This window comes from Enterobacter sp. UNJFSC 003, assembly GCF_036903355.1.
Lineage (GTDB): Bacteria > Pseudomonadota > Gammaproteobacteria > Enterobacterales > Enterobacteriaceae > Enterobacter.
The window spans coordinates 1-248 of the sequence record NZ_JBAKHK010000284.1 but is presented as its reverse complement, the minus strand read 5'-3'; the positions used below and the strand labels follow the sequence as shown (position 1 = coordinate 248).

Annotated in this window: 1 pseudogene; it reads right to left on the bottom strand. The window is 59.7% G+C overall.

The window, feature by feature from the left end:
- A pseudogene (locus V5P19_RS24175) lies at positions 1-248 on the bottom strand (colanic acid biosynthesis glycosyltransferase WcaI); the annotation flags it as partial.

The following is a 248-nucleotide window of genomic DNA, read 5'->3' as shown; positions in this document are numbered from 1 at the left end:
GAACGCCGTCGCCAGCTGTGCCACTTTGCCGCCTTTGCCTTTTCCGGCAAGGCCCAGCCCCAGCATGGCGTCCACTTCGTAATCCTGAATATGCAGCACGGTACGCGCACCAGAGAGCTTCGCCAGCAGGCGCATTCCCGGCGTGCAAAACAGCGTTGGCACTACGCCGATAATGCGATCCGGCTTCCAGCGACGTTGCGCCATCAGTGGAAAGAAACTGCTGACGGCAAAACTGCCGAGATGCAACA